Here is an 18424-nt window from a genome sequence, read left to right as displayed (position 1 = left end):
GTTACAACAGTGCCAGAAAATTACCAACCTTAATTGATACAAAAAGGACATGAACGTGGCACAACCTATTCAGTTTGAAAAGTTCGTCGATCTAGATTTTGATTTGGCGGAATGTCCACGCTGGGACTGGCGTAATGAGTCTTGGATGTGGGTCAACATCTGTGACGGAGAGCTCTGGCGTCAAAAAGATGGTGTGAACGAAAAACTTGAGTTTGGCGAACCTATTGGTTGTTTCGCTATGCATGGTGAGCAAGGGTTCATCGTAGCGCTTAAGTCAGGTATGTATCACATTAGCAATTGGGGTGCAGAAAAAACGTCTTTGGCACCGTTAGTCTCTGAGTTTCCACGCATGCGTTACAACGATGGTCGCACTGCACCTGGCGGACGCTTTATAGCAGGTACGCGCAATGGCGCCAAGGTTGGTGACCAAGGGCAATTCCATCAGTTACATCTTGATGGCACGATTGAAGCGCTACCAATGTTCGCTTGGACATGTAATGGCCTAGCGTTTTCACCAGATGGTCAATGGTTGTACTGGGCAGATACAGGTTCAAGTAAAGTGTATAAACACAGCTACAACGCTGAAACAGGTCAATATGGTGAGCAACTAGTGCACTGTGACCTTACTGAACACAATGGTCGTCCTGATGGTGCAAGTGTAGATGCTGAAGGGAACTACTGGGTAGCTATGTATGCAGGTCAATCCGTGGTTAAAATCTCACCTGATGGCGACGTTATTGACGTGATTGCTGTGCCATCAGAAAACCCTACAATGGTTGGTTTTGGTGGTGAAGAGTTAACGGATCTTATTGTGACTTCAGCAGAAGGCAGTAAGGAGAAAGGCAAGCTTCTGATTGCTAAAAACGTAGCACAAGGTTTAAAAGAAACACTAGCAGCCGTGGTGGTATAAGCTCGCAACGGCGCATACCGAATGTAGTCATAGCGGTGCATCTGAGTGCACCGCTGTTAACAACTCATCGACATCTGCTGTTGGCGATACGCTGCTCGGTTCATGTCACTTAAGTCATCTTCTGTAATATACTTTTTGGCGACCACGTTGCCAGACACCACCAGGTGAGAAATGTAATCTCGGCAACTCGTTGTGGGCATATTGCTCCACATAAAGTCTGCTTTGGTGGTATCGCTAAAGCCGATATTGAGCACGATAAACCGCTGCTTATTCCTCATATCGTATACGTTGATCTCACACTGTTGCATACTGCACCCCCTTGTTTTGCCCACCGCTATTCAAGGCTAACCTACTATTCTCAGTAAGGAATGCTTTTGAACATCGTGTTATTCAAAATCTCATCATTGCAACATATTCTAAATTTTGTTTAACAGTTAAGTTACACGCTACGCGTACGGTAAACTTTGAAGCAGTTCAAAGAGTTAATTTTCGAAAGGTTGGGATTCGTATTTCTGGAAGGTTGATCAAAAAAATCTACCACTAATGTAATGATTTTGTTAATAAAAACAAGAGTGCAGAGTGCACCCTTGTCAATTTAGAGCTGAGTTACTTTAGAATGAGGCGGGCGTTATGTGGTTGTATAGGACGTGCATTATTCCCCATGGTATCAGATAAGTTATCCAGAGGTGCTTGTTCAATAAATTGTGGGTCAGTTAAGACAATCCAACGTACTCCTTCGCTACATGGTGGGGTGGTTAGTGAACCGTTGTAACGATAATAGCTATGAACTCTTGGAAGTAGGGATTTAAGTTTTACATCGGATTCCACTTTTATCGACTGGCCATTTGCTGGCAGTGTATTCAGAAGAGCCGATAGGGTGGAGTCTTCTCGTTTCCCTATGTCGTACATAACGGCAACAACCGCGAGTTCTCCATTGTCATTGGCGTGGACGAAATGCGCTTCAAGTGGGGCGTGTTTACCGTTAATGGTATTCTCAGACGGCGTATGAAAGTGGAACTGTTTCAACGTGAACGTTTGTTCGTCCAGTTTCAAGGTGTTGCTACCAGCGACATTGATTTGAATGGTATGCCCATTATTAACAACGTTGCCAATGCTACCTGAATAGTCAAACTCAAGTGGCGTCATCTCTGCTGCGGTAAGCGATTGTGTTTCTATATCGATGGGGCTTTGATTTTTACCTTGGCTGCATGTGCTACTGAATGAGCCCCAGTGTGCGGGGCCGTTATCCGCGCCGTATCCCCAACTTTGCGCGACTACCGCTTGAGAGAATGGCAGTAGTGACGTGAGAGTTAGAGCGAGTGTTATCTTATTTTTCATCTGATGATTATCCTTGTCTGACGTAGAGAGTGTGAATACTCTGGCGCTAGAATAATGGATAATTTCAAAATGCAATTATCTGCATATCTAGTTTGCGATTCTGCTCCAATCTTAACCAAAAAGACTATGTCTTGAGCTGTCGAAATGTAAGTAAAATCATCAAACCAGCAAGCAAGATGCTAAACCCTATTGGAGCAATGTCTAAGTAGGCGCTCAATGACATGATAAGGCCTGCCAATCCAAACCCAATAGTGTGTCCTGTTGCAATAAGCCCACTGATCTGTCCCTGATTTTCACTATGATGTTGCATTGCTTTTGCTGTGTAGGCTGGAGCCATTACAGCATTACCTGAAGAAAGAACGATGATAGCAATTAGGTACGTGGTAATGCTAGGTACCAGAAACAGTCCGTAGCCAATGAGTGTGAGAGTGGCACCCAGAGTCAGCATCTGATTGACTGAGAACAGCTTTTTCTTTACGACAAATAGCTGCGTCAATAACGTTGCCACTGCACTGGTTGTCAGCAAATAGCCAACCCAATCTGACCATTGTTCGGGTGTTAACTCAGGTATGCTTTGCAGCAACGGCGTTAACGAGTAATGCAGTACACCAACGGCTGCACAGAGACAAAGCCCAATGGTGATATAGTTCTTAATGCTGCCGAGAAGCGCGCGACTTTTTATCTTCTTGGGACTTACTGTCGACGGTATGGAAGGTTGCAATAGACATAGTGTCACCAGGAATAACGCGGAGGAACCGACGAAAGCGAAAGGAAGTAACGGATTTAACTTTACTAAGGCGACGGATAGCAATGGTCCACCAATTCGGCCAACGCTAAGTGCGGCGCTGACAGAGGTAATCGCACTCAACCGATTTTCTTTCCCAACAGTTTGTATTGCCCAGTGTTGACTGGCCGGAACTAATCCTGACACCGTCAAACCATAGATTATTCTCAATGTACCCAATAACAAAATACTTGTCGTCGTTGAAATCCAGCTCTGTTCTAGGGCATGGATGATCAAAGCAAAACCGATAAAGGTAACAGCAAGACCTAGCAATCCGATAGAGACCACTTTCCTAGGTCCGGATTTATCGCTCTGCTTTCCCCAGAATGGAGCGCTAGGTAGAAATAGAACACTTCCAATGGCAATTAGTATCGACCATGTGCCTAAGTCAATATCTGTAGTCATTACTAGTATCGGTAGGGAGACAAGTAGCGTATTTTGTCCGAAACCGATCAGTGAAGCGAATGTGCCAATTAGCCATAGAGTGCGGGTCGGACGTTGTTGCGCTTGAATGGTACGAGTATCGAGCATAGCAATGAGATTTTATAGAGTGGTGACAGAACACTCTAAAGTAATTACAATGCGCATACAAATCTTTCTCATTTGCAATTATATTAATTGCTTTAATAATAAGATGCTCAATTTATTATGTTTTCATTAAAGCAAGCAAGCTTCCAAATAGGCTCACTTGAAATCTTAGTCCCTTTTGATTTGGACTTTGTCGCAGGGGAAGTCACATCACTGTTAGGTCACAATGGTAGTGGCAAATCAAGCTTGATTAAAATGCTTAGCCGCCAGAATCAAACTGCATCAGGAAAGGTGACCTTAGAAGGCAAAATCATTGATGATTACTCACCAAAAGAGTTTGCTAAGAAAGTGGCTTACCTTCCTCAACATCCACCTATCACCGATGGTGTGACAGTTCGTGAACTAGTGATGTTTGGCCGTTATCCGTGGAAAGGAGTGTTAGGCCGATATACCGCTGAAGATTATCAGCTTGTCGAAGATGCAATTAAACGTGTTGGCTTGCAGCCGTTCGCTGAGCGTTTTGTGAGTACGTTATCCGGTGGTGAGAGGCAGCGTGCTTGGGTTGCTATGCTATTGGCTCAACAAAGCGAATGTATCTTGCTTGATGAACCAACTTCCGCACTCGATGTTACCCATCAATATGAGTTACTGAAACTGATTCGAGAATTAAACCAGAGCCTAGGTTTGACGGTGATTATGGTAATCCATGACGTCAATATGGCTGCGAGGTTTAGTGATCGTCTGGTGGCTCTTAAACGAGGACGAATTGTTGTTGATGGCTCGCCAGAAGCGGTGATGAATGAAACATCACTATCAGAAATCTACGGGATGCCTCTCTCTACCTTTACTGATCCACAAACTCAGAACGTCATCAGCTACGTTCGTTAACCCAATCAAGGAAAGCTCACTGTGTTAAACCGAACTCAATCAAAATTCATCATTACTACGCTCATGGCATTTATGCTGAGTGTGGTGTCAACGTTGTCCATGGCAAAAACAGTTCAGCATGAATTGGGAACCGTGACATTCGAGCAAACTCCGAAGCGTATCGTGGTGCTAGATTGGGCATTAGCTGAGTCGGTGCTAGCGCTTGGTGTGCAGCCGATTGCTGCGGCTGACGTCAAAGGCTATCAAGATTGGGTAGGGTCGCCGGCATTACCCTCAGACACGATCGATGTCGGTTCACGCCGTGAACCAAACTTAGAACTTATCGCTAGCTTAAAACCTGACCTTATTCTGATGAGCGGTCATTTAGCGCCTGCTTATGAAAAACTGAATGCTATTGCTCCAACCATTGCGATGAGTATATACAACGACAAGCAACAACCTTACGAGAATGCTAAATCATTAGTGACTATGTTGGGAGAGGTATTTAATAAACAAGAACAAGCCAAGTCGGTGATTGCACAGACAGAGAAAAAGCTGGCAGATAATGGCGCTAAGGTCGCGCAGTTGAACAACGGTAAACCATTCCTAATGGTGCGCTTTATTGGCGATAAACATGTTCGAGTCCACAGTACAGGTTCTCTGATGAATGACACTATCTCGGCTATGTCGCTTAAAAATAGCTGGAATGGTCCAACTAACAGTTGGGGGTTTTCTTCTGCAAGTGTTGAACAGCTTGCCAAGTATCAAGACAGTAACGTGCTTATTTTTGGTCCGCTTACCCAGCAAGAGCAAACGCAACTTAACGCGTCTCCATTGTGGGGAGCCATGGCATTTTCACGAGAACATCGCGTGAAGATTATTCCTAAAGTTTGGACATTTGGCAGTTTGATAGCGATGCAGAGACTCAGTGATGAAGTCGTCAATCAAGTATCAACACTTGGTCATTAACAGGTTCGCAGATGCAGTTAACAGCAACACAGCGTACTTCCTACAACATTAAAACTCTTGTTTTAGTGCTCCTTGGATTAGTGGCGTTGACCTGGCTAGTAGATAACGCGCTACCCTACCAATTATCGGCGACAGAGTGGCAGACCTACTTTTTTCATCGAGATGATAGTGATTACCGTCAACTGATCCTCCATTTTACCTTTTTCCCTCGCTTATCGATGGCGCTGCTATGTGGCGCCGCGTTGGCAATTGCGGGATGCTTGATGCAGCATCTTTTGCAAAATCCGTTGGCCTCTCCAACAACACTTGGCGTGGCTGCTGGAGCAGAACTTGGCATGACGACCAGTCTGCTGTTTGGTATCGCTGGTGGCAGTATTGTTCAGTACTCCTTTGCTTTTGGTGGCGGTATGGTTGCCGCCGCGTTAGTGTTCTTGTTGACCGCTAAAAAAGGGTTCGCTCCTTTGCAAATGGTGCTGGCTGGTATGGTGGTGACTTTGTTTTTGGGGGCGACCAACATGATGTTGGTTATGCTTAATGAGCAGCAGCTAACTAGTCTGTTTGTATGGGGAGCTGGCGCGCTCGCCCAGCAAGGTTGGGACAATAGCATCACCATTTTAACTGTGTTGAGTGTGATTCTAGTGGTGGTCATGGCAATGCTACGGCCGCTTTCTGCCTTAGAACTAGGTAGTGAAGTTGCTGAGTCGGCTGGCGTGAATGTCGCTAGAGTTCGAGCCATCGGCCTGACGCTCGCGGTTATCGTGACATCGATTGTTGTGGCGACAGTGGGAGTGATTGGCTTTGTCGGTCTTGTCGCTCCCACTATTGCAAAAATGCTTGGTGCTAGACGGTTCGTGCATCGAGTGTTTGTTAGCGGTGGCGTTGGCGCATTACTGCTGTTAACCGCTGATCTGATCATTCAACCATTCTCAGGTGTCTCAAGTGAACTATTGCCAACCGGTGCCATGACGGCGTTGTTTGGGGCGCCATGCCTTCTTTGGTTGCTGACTAAACACAAATTTGCTTCCAGTTTTAAGGCAGAAGAAGTTGCTAGCAAAGCTTACAATCCAAAACCTTTTGTTCTAGTTTCTTTGATTCTTGCTGCGATATTACTCACGATAGCAAGCTGTGCGCTGTTCTTGGGGCGAACTCATTTAGGTTGGAGTGTTACAGCGGACCTTAATATTCTCAACCTTCGTCTTCCTCGTGTTTTAGGCGCAATATTTGCGGGCTGTGGACTGGCTTTAGCGGGGACCATGGTACAACGAATCACAGTTAACCCAATGGCGAGTCCAGAGGTAATGGGTATTAGCTCTGGTGCAGCATTGGCTTTGGTGCTTTGCGCGTGGTTTGGCTTCACACCAACAAGAGGCGAACAAATCCTTTATGGGGGAGTGGGTGCGGCACTAGTAATGATGGTGATCTTGCAATTTAGTAAACGCTCGAACTATGCCCCATCGCAGTTACTTCTCACGGGTATTGCTGTGAGCGCGGCGCTAGATGCTATCCTTCGAGTGGCGTTATCATCTGGTCAAGATAATGTACAAGCACTATTAACCTGGTTGTCTGGCTCAACTTATTTGGCGAGTTATAGTGATGTGTCGGCATTGGCTATTGGTGTTGTGGTATTGGGAGGCGGGACGTTTATCGCGAGTCGTTGGTTGGATATTCTAAATCTAGGGCAGGTATCTGCTGTCTCGGTTGGAGTGAATACCAAGCGCACTCGATTGTTCTTGCTAGTGATGGCGTCTCTGCTGACGGCTCTGTCGACACTGGTTATTGGTCCACTCAGTTTTGTCGGACTGCTTGCCCCTCACATCGCTCGTGCATTAGGCCAGTATAAAGCGAAGAACCAACTTATCGTTGCTTGTTTTGTAGGGGCGATATTGATGGTATCTGCTGACTGGCTTGGTCGAACTCTTTGGTTTCCATGGCAATTTCCTGCGGGCTTAATGGCTTCTGTTGTTGGTGGTGGTTACTTCCTCCTTCTACTACGAAAGGCTTAAAAATACACAGTGAAATGTGACTGGTATCATAAAAATGGCACATTTTAGTGCCATTTTTCATTTCTGCTTTCTGATGATTCTATCATCCTGTTCCACGTCATTTCCCCGATCTTATCTGCACACTTATTCCTTTTCACGTTCGTCCTTTGTTAGGTGATGGCTATTTCTCTATTTGATGCCGTTTCAGTAAAAATTCAATATATTGATGTTGATTGTGATAATCATTAGCATTCTCATTTGATTGTCGGGGTTACGGAAGAGGTAAGAAAAATGACAACCCATCATGCCCATTTTACTGATGTGGCGGCGAACTGTTTTTGGAATGGACTGTATCGTGAGTCTGCTCTGGTTGAGATTGTGAGTAAGGAAGGTACCAAGTACCTATGCACTCCAATTCGTGACAGCAAGTTAATTCTTGTTGAGGTGTTGAGTGAGTCTAATACCGGTATTAACCGTTATTCGCCATCAATTAAGCTGCGCAATTCACGTGGAGATTATGTAGAGACATTAAGCTTCCTGCAGGCCTGTGAACTCATCATTGCCAATGATGACATTGTAGGTAGTATCGACACTACGCAGCGCAAGCATTTCCTCGAAGCTGTATCGGAGAGTCACCGCAATACTTGGGTGGCACTTGAGCAGTATGGTCAAAGCCTAGGAGAGCAGCAAACGTCGTTTGAGGAATCTGAGCAGAGTTTGTATGTCGGGCATTCATTGCACCCAGCGCCAAAAAGTCGCTCCAATCTTAGCCTTGAAATCAGTAAACAATTATCTCCAGAATTAAAAGCCAATTTTGCTTTGAATTGGTTTGCAGTGCGCAATGAGTGTGTATTTGGTGGCTCGGCAACAGGTAGTGATTGGCGAGAGTATGTTAAGCAACTTCAGGTGAGCGAAACGACATTACCCGACACCGCCAAACCGTATTTAAATAGTACCAGTTGGCAGGTTCTCCCGATGCATCCTTGGCAAGCGACACAGCTATTAGCGCTTCCTTAAGTTCAGGAGCTGACAAACTCAGGAAAGCTAATTGATCTTGGACTAGGACACTCTACATGGTTTGCAACGTCATCCACTCGCGCTATTTATAATCCGGCTGCACCATTTATGCTCAAGTTCTCGCTGAGTGTGAAATTGACCAATTCGATTCGCTTGTTATCTGAGAAGGAAGTGAAGAGAGGGACAGCACTTGCAGATATTTGCCAATCACTCTCTGATGATACGAAGAAATATTTTACCAATGGATTGTCTATCATCCATGAGCCAAGTTATTTTGGTTTAAAGGACTGCAAGGGAGATATTATCGACGAGTCCTTGGCGACCGTACGCGACAACCCGTTTATGGTTTATGACCGACAGCCGATGAAATCTCATGGCGTGCTTGCAACCCTTTGCCAGCAGACTCCTTACAAGCAAAGCGGCTATGCATTATCCAACGAACTTCTCATGTTGGCACAGCAAAATCAAACAGATGCCGAAACATTGGCAACACAGTGGTTTGAAGCGTTCTGTGACAATGTTGTAGTACCGATTTTCGAGTTGCAAAGCCAGTTGGGTATTGTGTTACTTGCTCATCAACAGAATATCGTTGTAGAGCTAGAGCAAGGTATGCCAACCAAAGGTTACTTTAGAGACTGCCAAGGTGTCGGGTTTACTAAACTCGCATTTGAGCACTTCCCGCAATTGGGGAACCCAGAAACGACAGAGAACTATTGGGATAGAGCAAAAGTAAACCGCTATTTCCCTTACTATCTGATTTTGAATTCATGTTACGGCGTCATAGCAAGCTTATCGCCATTAGTTGAAGAAGCGATTCTATTTGACCTGTTGAAGCAGCGTCTAACTCAACTATACCAATCTGCCCCAGCCGATACAGACTGCCTGCATTATGTGCTCAACTCTGACACTTTGTGCTGCAAAGGCAACTTCTATTGTTACCTGCAAGGTTTCAACGAGAACTCCATTCCCGATCCTTCGGTTATCTATTTTGAACTTCCTAACTATTTATCACGTTGATTAAAGGATTACGTCGTGAATACAGAACAACTTGTGCGTGACGTTGAGACGCAGTTTACTCATCACCCCGACTTAGGGACAGTTTCGCTAACAGAACAAGAATGCCAGCTTTTAGGTTTTCCGATGCAGTGGTTAGATAAAAAGGGAATTGATAGAGCTTGTTTCTTCCAAATTAACCTCACCGGCCTTTGCCATCAGCCCTCTGATCGTTTTCCTTATAGTAAGCAGCAAGACGACCCTACGAGAGGCTATTTGGCTACACGTCCACCTAAGCCCGAAGGTGAAGTTTACCGTCGATTTGATGTGGCGTTAGAGAAAGTTATATCGTTTCGAACGTTTGATTTCGACAAAGATCTAGCTCGCTTTACCCAATGGATGAACAACCCTCGAGTCGCTGAATTCTGGGAGCAAGCTTGGACGGAAGACAAGCTCAAAGAGTTTGTTGAAAGCCGATTCTCCGATGGTTTTACGTTGCCCTTGATTGGCGAAATTGACGACCAACCATTTGGCTATTTTGAAGTGTATTGGGCTGCCCAAGATAGGTTAGCGCCTTATTATGATTATCAGGAGTTTGATCGAGGAATCCATCTGCTTGTTGGTGACGAAAATCATCGAGGCAAGCAGTACTTCGATGCATGGTTGCGTGCCTTGTGCCATTACGCTTTCTTAGACGATGTTCGAACGCAACGTATTGTCATGGAACCTAGGTTCGACAACGTGAAGCTATTCAAACGTCTTGCGAGTAGTGCGTTCGAAAAGCAGTTTGAGTTCAACTTTCCACACAAACGTTCGGCATTAATGATGATGAAACGAGAATTGTTTTTCGATCTCGCTTGGTCGATGGATAGTGAGAGGGCATAAGGTATGGATGCTAGTCAGGCTATTTCTCAGTATTGGTCGCGCGCCAATCGGAATTTGGTGGCAAAAATCATCAGTGAGTTTCACTACGAGGGTGCGTTTGAGATAGGCGAGACCTCAGATTCAAACCTCTGTGCCGCTCGTATCGGTAATGCGCAGTATCATTTCCAGGGACGTAAACAGATATGGGGCAGCTATCGCATTGATACCGACTCATTAGTGCGTGTTTGTGAAGAGCAAAATAAGACCGCTATCGAGGCAAACTTATTATTGGCTGACCTCAAGCTTCACCTTTCAATGAGTGATCATCGAGTCGCTGAGCACGTCGAAGATATGAACGCTACGCTGTATTCCGATTGCTTGATGATGGCTGCGAATGCAAAGCGAACTGCGAGTGACATGTGTTCGATGAGCCTAATTGAACAGCAGGCGGCGATTGCCGGGCACCCTAAGTTCGCCTTCAACAAAGGAAGAAGAGGCTGGGGTGTGAGTGACTTAGAACATTACGCACCGGAATTTAGTGGTCACTTTCAGCTCGTTTGGTTGGCGATTCGTCGCACTAGTTTACAAGTTGGTATTGCTAACAATTTAAACTGGAATCACGGTCTTGTAGCAAGCATGCTATCTCCATCTGAAATGGTTATATTTGAGAACAAACTTGCTGCCGATTCGCTGGATCCAGAAGACTATCTGTTGATACCTGTTCACCCATGGCAATGGGAGAATAAGTTGGCGATGGCCTACATAAAAGAGATAAGTGATAAGACACTGGTTTATCTTGGCGGAGCAGGTAAGCAGGTCTCGCCGCAGCTATCCATTCGAACTTTGAGTGTCATTGATGATTCGAGCGGTATTCCAGCGTTTGATATCAAACTTCCTCTTACTATTATGAACACCTCGTGTTATCGAGGCATTCCAAGTCGATATATCCAAGCGGGACCTTATGCTTCGAGCTGGATAAAGCAGAAATGCGAAACAGATGCTGAGCTGCAACAGCTAGGCACTCAAGCGTTGGAAGAGCCAGCAAGTGCGTATTTAGCGTCCATTGCCTATTCACAGTTACAAGACGCTCCCTATCGATTTCACGAGTTACTCGGCGTTATTTGGCGAGAGTCGGCGGAGAGTAAACTAGAGCAAGGTGAACACGCCTATTTGATGGCATTGCTGTTTGAGATGGACAGTCATGGTCAACCTATGGTGTTAGAACTGATCAAGCAGTCTGGTCTGACGGCGACCCTATGGCTGGAAAAACTGTTTACCGCGGTTGTGATTCCTTACTATCACTTGTTGGTGAAGTATGGAATATCGCTAATCGCTCATGGGCAGAACGTCACTGTTGTATGTCGAGACGGCATTCCTGAGCGAATTCTATTAAAAGATTTTCAAGGTGATATGCGATTAGTTCAAACGGACATTCCTGAGCTAGATGCACTACCAGATATCGTCAAGCAAGTCACCACACGCCTACCGGAAGAGCTGATTATTCATGATCTGCAAACCGGTCATTTCGTTACAGTACTTAGATTTTTATCTCCGCTGCTTGAGAAAGTTGAGGTGACAGAGCTGGAGTTTTACTCCGTATTAGCGAGAACCATCCGTCAATATCAAGCCAGACATCCGGAGCTTGCTTCACGTTATGAAGCACTGAACCTATTCAAACCACAGATCCTAAAACTGGGCCTCAATCTGTCTAAATTCAGGCACGATACTGATAACAGCAGCGACCGTATGCTTCCGGATATGGATCTTTATATGGACAACCCACTTTATTTTTCAGAGCGATAAGGACGACTACTATGGCAAATTCAAAGCAACACGAAATATACGATCTTGTAGGGATAGGCGCAGGTCCTTTCAATTTGAGCATTGCTGCGCTGTCTAATGAAGTTAATACACTAAAAACCGTATTCTTAGAGGCGCGAAGTGAGTTTTCATGGCATCCGGGGTTATTACTGGATGGTGCCAATATGCAAACCCATTTCTTAAAAGATCTTGTAAGCGCAGTTTGTCCGACGAGTGAATATTCATTCTTAAATTACCTCGTCTCTAATAAAAAGTATTATCGTTTTTTGAGTACGGAACAGAGTTGTATTAGCCGACAAGAATTTTCTGATTACCTTTCTTGGGCAAGTAAAAATATGCCTAACGTCGTGTTTGATAGTGCGGTACAGAATATTGAGAAGCACGATGGCTTATATCATATTCACACTAAAGATTTGGTTTATCGTGCCCGACATATTTGTCTTGGAACAGGCAAAACCCCGTATTTTCCTGAATGTACTAAGCCTTCTCTGGGCGCCAATGTATTTCATGCGGCCGAAATTGGTTTGAGAGAGCGGAACTTAACAGGAAGAAGAGTCACCATTATTGGAGGAGGGCAGTCTGGTGCCGATATATTCCTAAATGTTTTAAGGGAGAAATGGGGTAAACCAAGTCATTTAAACTGGGTGACAAGAAGAGCGAACTATCAACCTTTAGATGAAGCTGCCTTTACCAATGAATACTTTACCCCAGAATACGTTGATACGTTTATTGGATTAAACGACAAGGTAAAACAACGTGAAATCGCCCATCAAAAACTTACATCTGACGGTGTTACTCAGAAATGCCTATTGGAGATTTATCAAGAGTTATATCAACGATTTGACGTTATGAAGGAAAAGCGTTGGATAGAGCTTCTCCCCCATCGCACTTTGACGGCACTGGAAGAAACATCACAAGGGCTGAAGCTCAAATACGCTAACGCAATCACTGAAACAGACGAGGAAGACAATGCCGACATAGTCATTCTGGCAACGGGGTATCAAGGGCAATTACCTTCCTGTGCTAAAGCACTTGAAAGTAGTTTTAAGCGTGACCAAAACAGACAGATTCGACTCAATGGAGCATTTTCTATTGAAATGAGTGACAGCGATGAAATAGGTAATGTATTTGTGGTGAATGCAGGTTTACATTCACACGGAATTGCTGAGCCACAATTAAGTTTGGCAGCATGGCGTGCGGCGAAAATAATAAATCAAGTTGCCGATCAAGCAGCATTTGATATCGAGGCTGTTAATGGCCTTATGAATTGGGGAAACATTAACATGGAACGTTATGAAGATAGAGCATTAAAAGAATTAGCCACCTCTTAAATAACAAAAATATCAATTATATAAATGGGTTATTAACGACTAATTATTGCAAAACGTGACAAATTAATAATAGAAATAGTAATAATTATCATTTATCATTCGTTTCGCTTGTGGCGCGGACGTGCTACATCAATAGCGCAGTCGATAATTAGAGTTAATAACCAAAAATGTAAAAGAGTCATAAAATGAAAATCAGCTCAAGGAAGTTCCCCCTTAACGCCATTTTGGCGACCATGATAGTGTCAGGTGTTTCAGCTTCAGCAGTGGCGGAAACTGAATCGTCAAATACTGCTACGAATACCGATGAAAAAATGGTGGTGGTAGCGAGCCGCACTCCAAAGAGTATCAGTGAAATTCCAGGTACGGTTTGGTATGTGGGTACAGAGGAAATTGAAGAACAATATCGCGCAGGCAAGAGCTTAGATGAAATCCTTGCGGCGACAGTGCCTTCTCTTGATGTAAATAGTGGTGGTCGAACGCATTCGGGACAGAACCTGCGTGGTCGAAGCATAATGGTAATGATTGACGGCGTGTCACTGCAGTCAGTACGTTCTATTAGTCGTCAGTTAGACTCCATTGACCCGTTTAATATCGAACGCATTGAAGTACTATCCGGTGCGACGTCGGTATATGGCGCTGGTTCGAGTGGTGGTGTCATCAATATTGTGACAAAAAAAGCACAAAGCAACGATCTTCAATTTGAATCATTTGTCGGTGGTACTTCAGGCTTTAACTCTAGTGAAGACGGTGATTATAAGCTCGCTCAGTCTGTTTCTGGTGGTAACGATAAAGTGCGAGGTCGTGCGTCGGTTGCCTACAATAAGACACAAGCTTACTACGATGCGAATGGTAAAATGGTGACGCCAGATATCACTCAAGGCTCGACTCAGTTCAACGAGACAGTCGACTTATTGGGTAATATGCAAATTAGCCTTACCGATACTCAAGACCTTAACCTGTTAGCTCAGTACTACAATAGTCAACAAGATTCGCCTTACGGTTTGTACTTTGAGAAGGACAACAGTGGTGTCTATAAGTTTGTTGATGTACGCAAAGGTTATGAAGCTGATCGTCAGCAAGGTACTGAGCGCTATATGCTAAGTGCACAGTACACCAATCAAAGCTTTCTGAATCATTTGCTCATCGCCGAGCTGTCGTATCGTAAGGAAGACCATACGTTCTCGCCATACACCCAAGATGGTGGAACATCACTTAAGTTAAGTTCATCTAACCAAAATACCGATATCTTCGCGCTAAAAACGGCGTTAAGTAAGTCGTTTGATAAACTGCAATTAACCTATGGTGTTGATGGATTTATTGACCGATTCTCTAGCGATCAGGCGCTTTACAATCAAACCATCACGGAAAATACTGGTGGCTTGGTTAACAAAATTGATTCTATTCAAGGACGTTATCCAGGAATTGATACCTATGCCTTAGCGGGTTTTGTTCAAGCTGAATACGCACTGACCACCGACTGGACGCTTCAGGGTGGCTATCGTTATCAGTACATGAACACCAAAGTAGATGACTTCAAGAAAAATGCGAGTACAGCGCTCGTTCCGGGTGGTGAAACGGACTACTCTGCAAACTTGTTCAACTTGGGCACTATTTACCATCTAGATCAAACCTCGCAAGTTTGGGCTAACTTCTCTCAGGGCTTTGACCTAGCAAACCCAGCGAAGTACTACGGCAAAGATCCGTCGGTCAATGTTAACGATACTAAACTAGATGGAATTCGTACCAATAGCTACGAAGTGGGGTATCGTAGCGATTGGGATAAAGTGTCACTGCAAACGGCTGCATACTACTCATACTCTGATGGTTCGGTTGAATACTCGGCTGATCAAAGTATTAAAGGTATATCCAACCCAATCCGTATCTACGGTGCGGAAGCTCAGTTAACGTATTGGGCAACCAACAATCTTCAACTAGGTGCTACAGGGCATTATGTGGTTTCTGAAGAGAAAGCAGACTCTGGTTGGGAAGCGTATAAAGCGATGGAAGCCAGCGTTCCAAAAGCAAGTGCTTGGCTAGGCTGGTATGAAGACAACTACAACGTGAAGCTACAAAGCCTGTCAACGTTTGACTATAAAGATGCGGATGATCGTAAACTTGAAGGTTATACCGTTGTTGATCTAATGGGTAGCTACAAGCTGCCAGTAGGTAGCCTTGGGTTTGGTATCAAGAACCTGTTCAATGCTGACTACCAAACCACTTGGAGCCAGCGTGCAACATACTGGTATAGCGGTACTCCAGCACTGTATGACTACAAAGGTCGCGGACGTACGTTTACTTTGAACTATCAAGTTAAGTACTAATTGTTGTGATAAATAAAAGGTCTAGCACAGTCTAGACCTTTTTACTTTCTATCAGCCGGCGATATTAGTTACGTTTTGGGCCTGTTCTTACTAAGTCTTTGCCGTTTTCATACACATCTTGAGATACCCAACGACCTAGCAGGAGCTCGTGTTTGTCGCTTAATACAGCCACAAATGGACGACCATCAGAATTAGAGGTTGCTAACGCGATGCCAGCGACATCTTTTAGTCCCAATGCACCACTTTCTACTTGAATGAGAAAGTTCTCTAGCTGCTCAAGCGTTTCAATTACATCATTTTCAATATTCATCAGATTCTATCTCTTGCAGATAATGACTGGTGGCGTACTCTACCTAAGTTAAACCAAGAAACCAATAATAGGCTGGGTAGTAAATGAAAAAAGTGTTGATAGCGGGCTTTGATGTGTTTGGAGACAACACGATTAATCCTGCGTTGGAAGCGATCAAGCGATTATCCAATCAGCAGCTCCAGGGTGCAGAAATACAGGTATGCAAAGTACCCGTCACACGATATGAATCTATCGACACAGTGATTGCCGCTATTGAGACCCACCAACCAGACGTAGTTCTAACGGTTGGCTTAGGGGCTGGGCGAGCTGCGATTACACCTGAGCGAGTTGCAATTAATGTCGATGATTTCCGTATCGCTGATAATAACGGTAATCAACCGATTGATGTTCCTATTGTGCGCGATGGGCCTGATGCGTATTTCAGTACGCTGCCTATTAAGGCGATAACACTAAAACTCCAACAACAGGGTATTCCTTGTCAGGTATCTAATACGGCGGGGACGTTTGTGTGCAATCACCTATTTTACGGTGTGCAACATTACTTACGGGGTAGTGGTATTAAACATGGCTTCATTCACGTTCCATTGTTACCTGAGCAAGATATTGACGGCAGTCAGCCGACTATGTCGTTGGATAAGATTGTCGAGGGGCTGAGACTTGCCGCTCAGGTTGCGCTTAATTGTGATAAAGACAGTAAAGTGGGTGCAGGACAGATTTGCTGACAGAAGAGAAGCGAGTACCAAGAACACGGTGAACTCGTGTTCTTGGTAAAGTTGACACTACAATTGATCTTTCAGTCGAGCCATATAATACGTCGAGATAAATTCACCGTCTCGAAAGACTGAGCACAGCGCCTCACCTTCAATCTCAAAACCGAATTTAGAGTAGAGGGCGATAGCTGCTTTATTATCGGCGTTTACTTCGATCTGTACCCTTTGAACATTGAGCCAATTATCTGTTAGGTCTAACACGGTTTCCACCAATCGACTACCAATGCCTAAACCATGATATTCATCATGAACTCCAATCCCAAAGCTTGCACAGTGTGCCGTTCTTGGGCGCTGAGAGTGTTCCAGTCCAATATTACCGACAATTTTTCCGTCTAATTCGGCTACGTAGCTATACACCCCGACAGGCATATTACTTAGTCTTTCTTGCCACATTGCGACCGAAGGTAAAGGCAGTTGCAGGGTTTCTCGTTGTGCTTTTGGTTGCGAATAGAGCTGACTCAGACCCTCTGCGTCTCGTAGTTCTGTTGGTCGAATAATAACGTTCATGTCAGCCTCCTCGCTTGTGATGTTGTTAACCCCTATAACTAATTGAATTTTTTATCATAAGCAAGCGCTTTATCTTATTGGATTGAGATTAGGCACGTGTTTCAAACGAGACAGAAACCAAAGCATGGTCGGTACTGAGGTCATCAATGCCAAATATGGGGTCAATAATATGCTTGTTAGTAAGCTGATAGTCAGTCACTTCAAACATTGAGCGTTCATAGTTAGGGCAAAACTCACTTGATAGAAGAATATGGTCTAATCGACTGCCATATTCACCATAGTAATGAGTGATAGGTGGCTTAATCTCATCCACAGGGCGAACCGGCTTACCTTTTGGCACTAAATCCCAACTGTCGTGAAAATGATAAGCTTTGATGTCTGCGCGGGTATCTTTCCTTCGATGACGGTATTGGCTTCGAAACGGTTCGAACTCGTTGCTGCCAATACTGTTGTTGAAATCACCAAGCAGTAGAAAAGGTCGTTGGTAGCATCGTTTATTTTGCACTATTGCTTGGTGCAACGCGCCTGCCTCTTGAATTCGCATCAGCGATGAAAGTGTTTGACCTTGCGTTTCAACGAGCCAAGCATCGACAGTAGACTTGTTGTCTAGATTCTCGTCAGGAAGCGTTGGTCTTTTTGATTTGAGATGAACATTGTACATGTCCAATTCCCCTAACCCTTTAATATTCAAGGAAATATGTAATGCTGGACGGCTGAACTCGCCTTCAAAAGGTGCAAGGGAGGTGAGATTTGAATGGCGGACTATTGGGTAACGAGAAGCAAAAGCTAAAGCAGGGTGAGAATATATATATCCGGATTCTAACCGTGGCTCTGTATTGTAAGTAAAATAACCATAACCCAATGATTTAACTAAAGCCCGCAACGCTTCAACCGAAAACACTTCCTGAAAAGCAACGACATCGGAGTTGAGTTCGCTCAGCGTTTGCTTTAGCCACAGTGTTTTTTGTTGCCATTGTTTTGCCGTGTAGATGTTCTCCATCTCATAATAGGCAAACGGTGGCTCAACAAAATTACATAAGTTGCAGGTGGTGACTTTTAATTTATTTATCTGTGTCAACGTATTAGACTCCACTAAAACTCATGTCTAATCG

16 protein-coding genes and 1 pseudogene are annotated in these 18424 nt (G+C 44.4%); 11 read left to right on the top strand and 6 right to left on the bottom strand.

Annotated elements, in window-relative coordinates; genetic code table 11:
• The first annotated feature begins 55 nt into the window (after nt 1–55).
• On the top strand, nt 56–910 hold the full coding sequence (locus tag JKJ11_RS22050; protein ID WP_124941464.1) for an SMP-30/gluconolactonase/LRE family protein: 855 nt from the start codon (nt 56–58) through the stop codon (nt 908–910).
• 56 nt (nt 911–966) lie between these two features.
• Here the strand turns inward: JKJ11_RS22050 and JKJ11_RS22045 are convergent, their stop codons facing one another.
• From JKJ11_RS22045 to JKJ11_RS22035, 3 genes are all read right to left on the bottom strand, one after another.
• Nucleotides 967–1218 carry a hypothetical protein gene (locus JKJ11_RS22045; RefSeq protein WP_006070371.1) on the bottom strand — a complete coding sequence of 84 codons (252 nt, stop codon included), beginning with the start codon at nt 1216–1218 and terminating at the stop codon, nt 967–969.
• A 298-nt stretch (nt 1219–1516) separates the two neighbouring features.
• A complete protein-coding gene (locus JKJ11_RS22040; protein WP_124941463.1) occupies nt 1517–2248 on the bottom strand; it encodes a carbonic anhydrase in 732 nt (243 codons plus the stop codon).
• 124 nt (nt 2249–2372) lie between these two features.
• Nucleotides 2373–3563 carry an MFS transporter gene (locus tag JKJ11_RS22035; RefSeq protein ID WP_252039203.1) on the bottom strand — a complete coding sequence of 397 codons (1191 nt, stop codon included), beginning with the start codon at nt 3561–3563 and terminating at the stop codon, nt 2373–2375.
• A 117-nt stretch (nt 3564–3680) separates the two neighbouring features.
• On the opposite strand from JKJ11_RS22035, the gene JKJ11_RS22030 reads away from it, so the two are divergent.
• The 9 genes and pseudogenes from JKJ11_RS22030 to JKJ11_RS21990 all read left to right on the top strand — a co-directional run bounded on the left by JKJ11_RS22030 (nt 3681) and on the right by JKJ11_RS21990 (nt 15725).
• The gene (locus JKJ11_RS22030; protein WP_062456110.1) at nt 3681–4448 is read left to right on the top strand and encodes an ABC transporter ATP-binding protein; all 768 of its coding nucleotides are present in this window, start codon (nt 3681–3683) and stop codon (nt 4446–4448) included.
• Nucleotides 4449–4511: 63 nt separating this feature from the next.
• Nucleotides 4512–5396, top strand: coding sequence for an ABC transporter substrate-binding protein (locus JKJ11_RS22025; protein WP_252039993.1), 885 nt, complete (start codon nt 4512–4514; stop codon nt 5394–5396).
• 11 nt (nt 5397–5407) lie between these two features.
• Complete coding sequence (gene fhuB, locus JKJ11_RS22020; RefSeq protein ID WP_252039202.1) at nt 5408–7399, top strand: Fe(3+)-hydroxamate ABC transporter permease FhuB; 1992 nt, start codon at nt 5408–5410, stop codon at nt 7397–7399.
• Nucleotides 7400–7669: 270 nt separating this feature from the next.
• Nucleotides 7670–8746 (top strand): annotated as a pseudogene (locus JKJ11_RS22015) (IucA/IucC family protein); the annotation flags it as partial.
• Nucleotides 8738–9412: an IucA/IucC family C-terminal-domain containing protein gene (locus JKJ11_RS22010; RefSeq protein WP_353505909.1), complete on the top strand. Its 675-nt coding sequence runs from the start codon at nt 8738–8740 to the stop codon at nt 9410–9412. The pseudogene JKJ11_RS22015 and the gene JKJ11_RS22010, both read left to right, overlap by 9 nt.
• Before the next feature lie 15 nt (nt 9413–9427).
• Nucleotides 9428–10273, top strand: coding sequence for a GNAT family N-acetyltransferase (locus JKJ11_RS22005; protein ID WP_252039201.1), 846 nt, complete (start codon nt 9428–9430; stop codon nt 10271–10273).
• 3 nt (nt 10274–10276) lie between these two features.
• Nucleotides 10277–12055: an IucA/IucC family protein gene (locus JKJ11_RS22000; protein ID WP_252039200.1), complete on the top strand. Its 1779-nt coding sequence runs from the start codon at nt 10277–10279 to the stop codon at nt 12053–12055.
• 11 nt (nt 12056–12066) lie between these two features.
• On the top strand, nt 12067–13404 hold the full coding sequence (locus JKJ11_RS21995; RefSeq protein WP_006070380.1) for a lysine N(6)-hydroxylase/L-ornithine N(5)-oxygenase family protein: 1338 nt from the start codon (nt 12067–12069) through the stop codon (nt 13402–13404).
• Nucleotides 13405–13589: 185 nt separating this feature from the next.
• On the top strand, nt 13590–15725 hold the full coding sequence (locus JKJ11_RS21990) for a TonB-dependent receptor (RefSeq protein WP_124941456.1): 2136 nt from the start codon (nt 13590–13592) through the stop codon (nt 15723–15725).
• Between the two features lie 64 nt (nt 15726–15789).
• Here the strand turns inward: JKJ11_RS21990 and JKJ11_RS21985 are convergent, their stop codons facing one another.
• Nucleotides 15790–16035 carry a hypothetical protein gene (locus JKJ11_RS21985; RefSeq protein ID WP_006070382.1) on the bottom strand — a complete coding sequence of 82 codons (246 nt, stop codon included), beginning with the start codon at nt 16033–16035 and terminating at the stop codon, nt 15790–15792.
• Between the two features lie 83 nt (nt 16036–16118).
• On the opposite strand from JKJ11_RS21985, the gene pcp reads away from it, so the two are divergent.
• Nucleotides 16119–16757, top strand: coding sequence for a pyroglutamyl-peptidase I (pcp, locus tag JKJ11_RS21980; protein WP_236109345.1), 639 nt, complete (start codon nt 16119–16121; stop codon nt 16755–16757).
• Between the two features lie 57 nt (nt 16758–16814).
• Here pcp and JKJ11_RS21975 read toward each other — a convergent pair whose 3' ends face one another.
• Both JKJ11_RS21975 and JKJ11_RS21970 read right to left on the bottom strand, forming a co-directional pair.
• A complete protein-coding gene (locus tag JKJ11_RS21975; protein WP_031494714.1) occupies nt 16815–17312 on the bottom strand; it encodes a GNAT family N-acetyltransferase in 498 nt (165 codons plus the stop codon).
• An 88-nt stretch (nt 17313–17400) separates the two neighbouring features.
• Nucleotides 17401–18390, bottom strand: a complete 990-nt coding sequence (locus tag JKJ11_RS21970) for an endonuclease/exonuclease/phosphatase family protein (protein WP_252039199.1) — start codon at nt 18388–18390, stop codon at nt 17401–17403.
• Between the last annotated feature and the right edge of the window lie 34 nt (nt 18391–18424).

Origin of the sequence: Vibrio sp. SCSIO 43133, from assembly GCF_023716845.1 — a bacterium.
Taxonomy (GTDB): domain Bacteria; phylum Pseudomonadota; class Gammaproteobacteria; order Enterobacterales; family Vibrionaceae; genus Vibrio; species Vibrio mediterranei.
Note: the sequence above shows the minus strand (reverse complement) of the source record. Positions and strands in the feature narration are given on the sequence as shown.

Bases quoted from the DNA above. Each gene is read 5' to 3' on its own strand.
- JKJ11_RS22030 (WP_062456110.1), top strand. From the start codon at position 3,681: ATGTTTTCATTAAAGCAAGCAAGCTTCCAAATAGGCTCACTTGAAATC.
- JKJ11_RS22010 (WP_353505909.1), top strand. From the start codon at position 8,738: ATGGTTTATGACCGACAGCCGATGAAATCTCATGGCGTGCTTGCAACC.
- JKJ11_RS22040 (WP_124941463.1), bottom strand. From the start codon at position 2,248: ATGAAAAATAAGATAACACTCGCTCTAACTCTCACGTCACTACTGCCA.
- JKJ11_RS21985 (WP_006070382.1), bottom strand. From the start codon at position 16,035: ATGAATATTGAAAATGATGTAATTGAAACGCTTGAGCAGCTAGAGAAC.
- JKJ11_RS21995 (WP_006070380.1), top strand. From the start codon at position 12,067: ATGGCAAATTCAAAGCAACACGAAATATACGATCTTGTAGGGATAGGC.
- fhuB (WP_252039202.1), top strand. From the start codon at position 5,408: ATGCAGTTAACAGCAACACAGCGTACTTCCTACAACATTAAAACTCTT.
- JKJ11_RS21975 (WP_031494714.1), bottom strand. From the start codon at position 17,312: ATGAACGTTATTATTCGACCAACAGAACTACGAGACGCAGAGGGTCTG.
- JKJ11_RS22045 (WP_006070371.1), bottom strand. From the start codon at position 1,218: ATGCAACAGTGTGAGATCAACGTATACGATATGAGGAATAAGCAGCGG.
- JKJ11_RS22025 (WP_252039993.1), top strand. From the start codon at position 4,512: ATGGCATTTATGCTGAGTGTGGTGTCAACGTTGTCCATGGCAAAAACA.
- JKJ11_RS21990 (WP_124941456.1), top strand. From the start codon at position 13,590: ATGAAAATCAGCTCAAGGAAGTTCCCCCTTAACGCCATTTTGGCGACC.
- pcp (WP_236109345.1), top strand. From the start codon at position 16,119: ATGAAAAAAGTGTTGATAGCGGGCTTTGATGTGTTTGGAGACAACACG.
- JKJ11_RS22000 (WP_252039200.1), top strand. From the start codon at position 10,277: ATGGATGCTAGTCAGGCTATTTCTCAGTATTGGTCGCGCGCCAATCGG.
- JKJ11_RS22035 (WP_252039203.1), bottom strand. From the start codon at position 3,563: ATGCTCGATACTCGTACCATTCAAGCGCAACAACGTCCGACCCGCACT.